The sequence below is a fragment of the Prosthecobacter sp. genome (assembly GCF_020439865.1).
Lineage (GTDB): Bacteria > Verrucomicrobiota > Verrucomicrobiia > Verrucomicrobiales > Verrucomicrobiaceae > Prosthecobacter.
Genome location: NZ_JAGRPF010000056.1, coordinates 1 through 7,231 on the forward strand (window position 1 = coordinate 1; position 7,231 = coordinate 7,231).

The 7,231-nt window shown below is 61.8% G+C and carries 3 protein-coding genes; 1 reads left to right on the forward strand and 2 read right to left on the reverse strand.

Annotation, left to right across the window (positions count from 1 at the left end; genetic code table 11):
- Positions 1–1,424 (reverse strand): DUF1501 domain-containing protein (locus tag KDL09_RS05560; protein WP_294382469.1); only part of this gene is annotated, 1,424 nt, incomplete at its 3' end.
- A gap of 19 nt (positions 1,425–1,443) precedes the next feature.
- Positions 1,444–4,821: a DUF1553 domain-containing protein gene (locus KDL09_RS05565; RefSeq protein WP_294382473.1), complete on the reverse strand. Its 3,378-nt coding sequence runs from the start codon at positions 4,819–4,821 to the stop codon at positions 1,444–1,446.
- A 132-nt stretch (positions 4,822–4,953) separates the two neighbouring features.
- Between KDL09_RS05565 and KDL09_RS05570 the strand changes: the two genes are divergently transcribed.
- The coding region (locus tag KDL09_RS05570) for an alanine--tRNA ligase-related protein (protein ID WP_294382476.1) at positions 4,954–7,231 on the forward strand (2,278 nt) is incomplete at its 3' end.

Here is a 7,231-nt window from a genome sequence, read left to right on the forward strand (position 1 = left end):
CCGTGGATGTCGGTGAGGCGGTAGTCGCGGCCTTGGAAGCGGTAGGTGAGGCGTTCGTGATCGAAACCTAGCAGGTGCATGACCGTGGCCTGGAAGTCGTGCACGTGGACTTTGTTCTCGGCGACGCTGAAGCCGAGTTCGTCCGTGCTGCCGTAGTCGAATCCGGCCTTCGCACCGCCGCCGGCCATGAAGAGGGTGAAGCAGTCGGGGTAGTGGTCACGGCCCAGAACCTTGCTCGCGGCCGTGCGGCCTTCGCGGAAGGGCGTGCGACCGAATTCACCGCCCCAAATGACGAGCGTGTCTTCCAGCAGGCCGCGTTGTTTGAGGTCTTTGATGAGCGCTGAAACGGGTTTGTCGGTAGCGGCGACTTTCTTCGTGAGACCGTCGGTGATGCCGGTGGCCTCGGCGGTGCCGTGGAAGTCCCAACCCCAGTCAAAGAGCTGCACGAAGCGCACGCCTTGCTCGACGAGACGACGCGCGAGCAGGCAGTTGTTGGCGAAGCTCGATTCACCCGGCTTCGCGCCGTAGGCCTCCAGCGTTGCCGCGTTTTCCTTCGTGATGTCCATCACCTCCGGCACGCTGGCCTGCATGCGATACGCCAGCTCGTATTGCGCGATGCGCGTGACGGTCTCCGGATGACCAAACTCGGCGACCTGCTCCTGATTGAGCTGGTTCAGCACATCGAGTGTCTTGCGCCGCATGTCGCGGTTCATGCCGGCCGGATCGCTCACGAACAACACGGGATCGCCCTTGCTGCGGCATTGCACACCTTGATACACGCTCGGGATAAAGCCGCTGCCCCACAGGCCCTGGCCGCCGCTCGGCTGCGTGCCGCTCGAGATGAGACAAACGAAACCCGGCAGATCCTGATTCTCCGTGCCGAGGCCATACGTTGCCCACGAACCCATCGACGGACGACCCTGCCGCGCATGCCCGGTGAAAAGCAGCAGCTCCGCCGGCGCGTGATTGAACTGGTCCGTGTTCATCGAGCGGATCATGCACATCTCGTCCGCGATCTTGTGGAAGTTCGGGCACGCATCGCTCATCCACATGCCCGCCTTGCCGTAGCGCGCGAAAGTGCGCGGCGTGCCCATGAGCTTTGGCACACCGGTGGTGAAGGCGAAGCGGCGGCCTTTGAGAATCGAATCCGGACAGTCCTGCCCGCTGCGCTTCACCAGCTCCGGCTTGTAATCAAACAGATCGAGATGAGGGGGCGCGCCGCTCATGTGCAGATAGATCACGCGTTTCGCCTTCGCGGCGAAATGCGGCTTCCTCGGCAGCATCGGATTGTCCGCCGTCAGTTTCGCTCCGGCGTTCTGCTGCATCGCATGCATCGCGATGGCGCCGAGACTGAACTGTCCCGCATTGCCGAGAAACTGGCGGCGCGTGGTGAGCTGAAGTTGATCGTGAGTGATCGGATTCATAAAAGCAGGCAGGCAAAGGTTAACGGCGCATCAAAAACTCATCCAGATTCATGACGACATTCGCTACGGCGGTCCAGGCGGCGAGTTCGGGAAGGTTCGCGTCCTTGTCGGCAGGGCCGAGCGGATCGGTGGCCATCTTCGTCGCTGACTCGGTGTCTTTTCGATAGGACGCGAAACTGTCGTTATAGAGCTGCGTGAGCGCGGTGACTTCGTGCGCGGTGGGCTCGCGGCTGAGGCAGAGTTTGAAGAGATGCGCGAGGCGTTCGGGCGTCGTTTTGGCTTCGCGCATGAGGCGGCGGGCCATGGCCTGGTTCGTTTCGATGAAGACGGGATCGTTCAGCGTCACGAAGGCCTGCAGCGGCGTGTTCGTGCGGCTGCGGCGGATCAGGCAGACCTCGCGGTTGCCGGCGTCGAAGGTGGTGAAGCTCGCATACGGGCTGTTGCGGCGCACTTCGGTGTAAACACTGCGGCGATGCTTGTCCTCGCCTTCGCTGACGGTCCAGTCGTTGCTGCGGCCGAAGGCGGTGCTGAGGCCCATGTTCGGCGTCATCGGACGCACGGGCGGACCGAACATTTTTTCGTTGAGCAGTCCGCTCACCGCGAGCGCTTGATCGCGCAACAGTTCGCCGGTGGGGCGAAAACGCGGACCGCGGGCGAGCAGGCGATTGTCAGGATCGCGTTCGTTGAGTTCGGGCGTCGATTTGGAGCTTTGCTGATACGCCTGGCTCGTGAGCATCAGTTTGAGCATGTGCTTGATGTCCCAGCCGCTGTCCATGAGCTCGGCGGCGAGCCAGTCGAGCAATTCGGGATGCACGGGCAGATCGCCCTGGCTGCCAAACTCCTCGCTGCTGCGCACGATGCCGGTGCCGAAAATGCTTTCCCACAAACGGTTCACCGTGACGCGTGCGGTCAGCGGATTGTCACGGCTCACGAGCCACTTCGCCATCGTGAGACGATTCTTCGGCGCGTTGGCGGGCAGGGGATTGAACACCGCAGGCGTGGCCTCGCTGACTTCATCGCCAAGCGCCTGCCAGTTGCCACGCAGCTGCATCTTCGTCACGCGGCGCTGCTTCGGATCGAGATCCTGCATGATCGGTACGGTCACCGGTTTGATCGCGGCGAGTTCCTTCTGTGCAGCAGCGAGACGCGTGCGTTCGGTCGCGGATTCCTTCGCCACGTTGCGCACATAGTAATCCACGACCGTCTTCTGCTGCGCCGGCGTGCGCTGAGGTTGTGCGAGCGCGGCGATCACGTTCTGCGGCACCTTCGTCACCTGTTGCACGCGCGCATCGCCGGTGAAGCTGAGGCGGAATTTGCCGAGCGTGTGCTGCTTGAACTCGCTGTTCTGCGCGATGGTCACGCGCAGCTTCGAACCCTGTGGCACAACGACGGGTGATGCAGCGAGCAAAGTGAGCGTGTGCGGCTTGTCCGTGGCGCCGGCGATGGCCCAGCCTTGGTTCTTCTTGTCCTTCGGCTTCAAAACCGACGCAGCGGTGAATCCGCTCTGCTCATAATCGGCCAGCGCGGTGGTGAAGCTCACGGCCACGGGGCCGCTGATGGCGAACGCTTTGTCTTTGTCAGGCGCGGGTGTGGCATCGCTCTTCCACACGGTCTGACGTTTGTCATCGAGCAGCACGACGTGGAAACCGTCGAGACGTTTGCCCGTGCCACCGTCGGTGCGATTCCATACGACGACGCGGTCGATCGGTTTGGCGGTCTTCAAATCAACCTCCCACCACGGATCGTTTTCGTTGCCGCTCGTGTGCGCGACGCTGCTCTTCTGGTAATCGCCTTCAGTGTTACCGTCGTTGGCGCGTTTGGCGGCGGCGTCCGCATACATGCTGCTTTGCGTCGCCTTGCCTTGTGGTGCGATGTTTTCCGCGCCGCTGAAGACCTGCACCTCGGCGAGCTGCAGCAGCTTTTTCTGACCGGGAAGCTCGATGCGCACAAATCGCGCTTGCGGAGCAGCTTTCGCATCCGGCGGAACGACTTCCGCTTTCACGTCAGAAATGACGAAGTTGCCGAAGCCGTCGGCAGGAATCGTTTCGAGGCGCAAAGCGCTGAGTTTGTCGCCCGTGGCTGGCAATTCAATGGTGTAGGTGTCGGTGTCGCTGGTCTTCGGAATCGAAACGGTGCCGTCGGCTGCGATGGCGGCGGTTTGTTTCGACTTCGTGCTCACCGTAGCGGGCTTTGGGGTCTGCCAGCCAAGATCACGCGCAAAGCCACGATCCCACACGTCAAGTCCGGCGAGCCATTTCGCATCGGGAGTCGCGAACTTCTTCTCGAGTGCGTCGATCTCGCCCTTCAGGCGCTCGCGATGCTGTTTCGTCTCCGGCGTGTCGAAGCTGTGAAGCGGCACCTCGTCCTTCTTGTCGCTGTCGGCGCTTTGATTGAGGAAGGCGTAGAACTCGAAGTACTCCTTGTTCGAAATGGGATCGTACTTGTGCGTGTGGCACTGCGCGCAGGCCATCGTGGTTCCCATCCACACCGCGAATGTCGTGTTCACGCGGTCGATGATCGCGGCGTTGCGGAATTCCTCGTCATCCGTGCCGCCTTCGTTTTGCGTCATCGTGTTCCGGTGAAACGCGGTGGCGATGAGCTGGTCGTCCGTCGGGTTCGGCAGCAGATCGCCCGCGTTTTGTTCGATGGTGAACTGATCGAAGGGCATGTTCGCGTTCAGCGCGCGGATCACCCAGTCGCGGTAGGCCCAGATTTCGCGTGGCTGGTCGCTCGGATAGCCGGACGAGTCCGCGTAACGCGCGAGATCCAGCCACTGGCGCGCCCAGTGCTCGCCGTAGGCAGGTTTAGCGAGGTAGTGATCAATAATCTTGTCGTGCGGCTGCTTCGAGAGCGTCGCGAGTTCGTCGAGGGTCGGCGGCAGGCCGGTCAAATCGAGGGCCACACGGCGAATGAGCGTGGCAGCGTCGGTTTGCGGCGAATACGCGAGTCCTTCCTCGGCCAGGCGCTTCATCAAAAACGCATCCACCGGATTCTTGGCGCCGGCGGGGACCTTTGGCCGCACGACCTTCTCATAGCTCCAGTGCTTGCCCCATTTCGCGCCCTGCTGGATCCATTCTCTGAGCAACGCCACCTGCGCGGGCGTGATCGTCTTGTGCTGCTTCGGCGGCGGCATGACCTCGTCGGGATCGGCGCTTGTGATGCGTTCGATGAGAGCGCTCTTCTCCAGATTCCCCGGCACCACGGCGATGACGCCATCGTTGTTGGCTTTCGCGGGGCCTTCCTCATCGAGCCGGAGGTCGGCTTCGCGCTTCTTTTCGTCGGGGCCGTGGCAGAAGAAGCAGTTTTCGCTAAGGATCGGGCGGATCTGCTTGGAAAAGTCGACGGGCTCCGCGAGGGCGGACGATAGAAAGGCGAGAGTGACAAGGGGGCGAATCACGCAGTGTCATACGTCTGGGAAGGCGCGATCTTGACCCAAGGTGGCATTCTCCATGTCTTGCGCCGCCGCGAACTGCGCCCTTTACCACTTCAAGTCTTCCGCCATACTCCGCGCTCCCGTTTTCCCAGCCTCATGTCCGCCAAGATCCCCACCGCCGCCGAAATCCGCGCCACCTTCCTCGATTTCTTCAAGGAGAAGCAGCACACCATCGTGCCCAGCGACAACGTCGGCTACACCAGCCGCGACGGCGCGCGCATCTTCACGAATGCGGGCATGAACCAGTTCGTGCCCATCTTCCTCGGCGAGCGCAGCGCGGACGTGGACACCTGGCCCGGCGTCCTGCACAAAGGCCTGCCCACCCGCGCCGCGGACACGCAGAAGTGCATCCGCGCCGGCGGCAAGCACAACGACCTCGAAGACGTCGGCCTCGACACCTATCACCACACGCTGTTCGAGATGCTGGGGAACTGGTCCTTCGGCGACTACTTCAAGAAAGAGGCCATCGCCTGGGCCTGGGAGCTCGTCATTGAGCGCTGGAAATTCCCGCCCACGCGTGTTTACGCCACCATTTACCAGCCCGACAAATCGAAGGGCGATCCCGCCGACCGCGACCAGGAGGCCTGGGAGATCTGGGCCGAAAAATTCCGCAGCATCGGCCTCGATCCCGACATCCACATCGTCAACGGCAACAAGAAGGACAACTTCTGGATGATGGGCGACACCGGCCCATGTGGCCCGTGCACCGAGATCCACGTCGACCTCACGCCCGGTCCGCGCGACCTCGACCTCGAGCGGCAGAAGGCGGGCGCGAAACTCGTGAACGGCAGCGACGCGAGCTGCATCGAGATCTGGAACAACGTCTTCATCCAATACAACGCGACACCCGAAGGCACCTTCGAGCCGCTCCCCGCGAAGCACGTGGGCACCGGCATGGGCTTCGAGCGCGTGTGCTCCATCATCCAGGGCACGAAAAACTTCACCGACTTCCAAAACGCGAAGATCAGCAACTACGACACCGACGTCTTCCGTCCCATCTTTGACGAGCTGACGAAGATGTCCGGCAAAACGTATGCCAGCACGCTGCCGAAGGCCAACGAGCAAGGCCACGTTGTGCCCGTCACCGAGCAGGAAAAGATCGACGTCGCCTTCCGCGTCATCGCCGACCACATCCGCACCCTCAGCTTCGCCATCGCCGACGGCATCCAGCCCGGCAACAGCGACCGCAACTACACCCTCCGCCGCATCCTCCGCCGCGCCGTGAAATACGGCCGCACGCTCGATTTCAAAGAGCCCTTCTTCTACAAGCTAGTCGATGTCCTCGCCGCGCAGATGGGCGATGTCTTCCCCGAGCTGCGCGTGAAGAAGGAGCAGATCAAGAGTGTGCTGAAGATCGAGGAGGAAGCGTTCAATCGGACGCTGGATAAGGGCATTACGTTGTTCGAATCAGCGGTAGGCAATATCGATCTTCCCTATCCATCTGGCGCACACGTCACTGGGTCGGTGAATATTGGAGTAGGTGACGAAGTGGAATTGAAAGATGCTGCGGAACGCCATCCAGATGGAACAAAGCTGATCAAAGGTGATTTCGCCTTCCAGCTCTACGACACCTATGGCTTCCCGCTCGATCTTACCGAGCTCCTTGCACGCGAGCGCGGCCTCAAGGTCGACGTCGATGGCTTCAACAAGCTCATGGAACGCCAGAAAGAGATGGCCCGTGAAGCAGGCAAGAAGAACAAGCAGGTCGTCTCCGTCTCCGAGATCGAAACCAAGGCCCCGACCAAGTTCATCGGTTACGACAACCTCGAAGCCGATGTGAAGGTGCTCGAAGTCGTCGAGATGAAGGACAAGACCGCCGTGGTGCTCGATGTCTCCACCTGCTACGCCGAAATGGGCGGCCAGATCGGCGACGCGGGCCAGCTCATCCTCGGTGCGAACACCTTCCCCATCACCGCCACCACCAAAGTCGGCAACACCTGGTTGCATTTCCTCGGTGGCGACGAAGCCCCGCCTGTCGATGCCACGGTGAAGCTCGTCGTCGATGCGCCGCGTCGTCATGCCATCGAGCGACACCACACCGTCACGCACATTTTGCACTGGGCGTTGCACGAAGTCGTCAGCAAGGACGCCACGCAGAAAGGCTCCAGCGTCACGCCGGACAAACTCACCTTCGACTTCAACAGCGCCGCGCTCACCCCGCAGCAGCTCGCCGACATCGAGCGCCTCGTGAACGAGCGCATCGTCGCCAATGACCCCGTTTCGTGGAGCGAAGTGCCCTACGTCGAAGCCAAGGCCAACAACGGCATCATGGCCCTCTTTGGCGAAAAATACGGCGACCTCGTCCGCGTCGTGCAGATCGGCGGCCAGCCGCACAAGCTCGATGGTTGGAGCATGGAACTCTGCGGCGGCACCC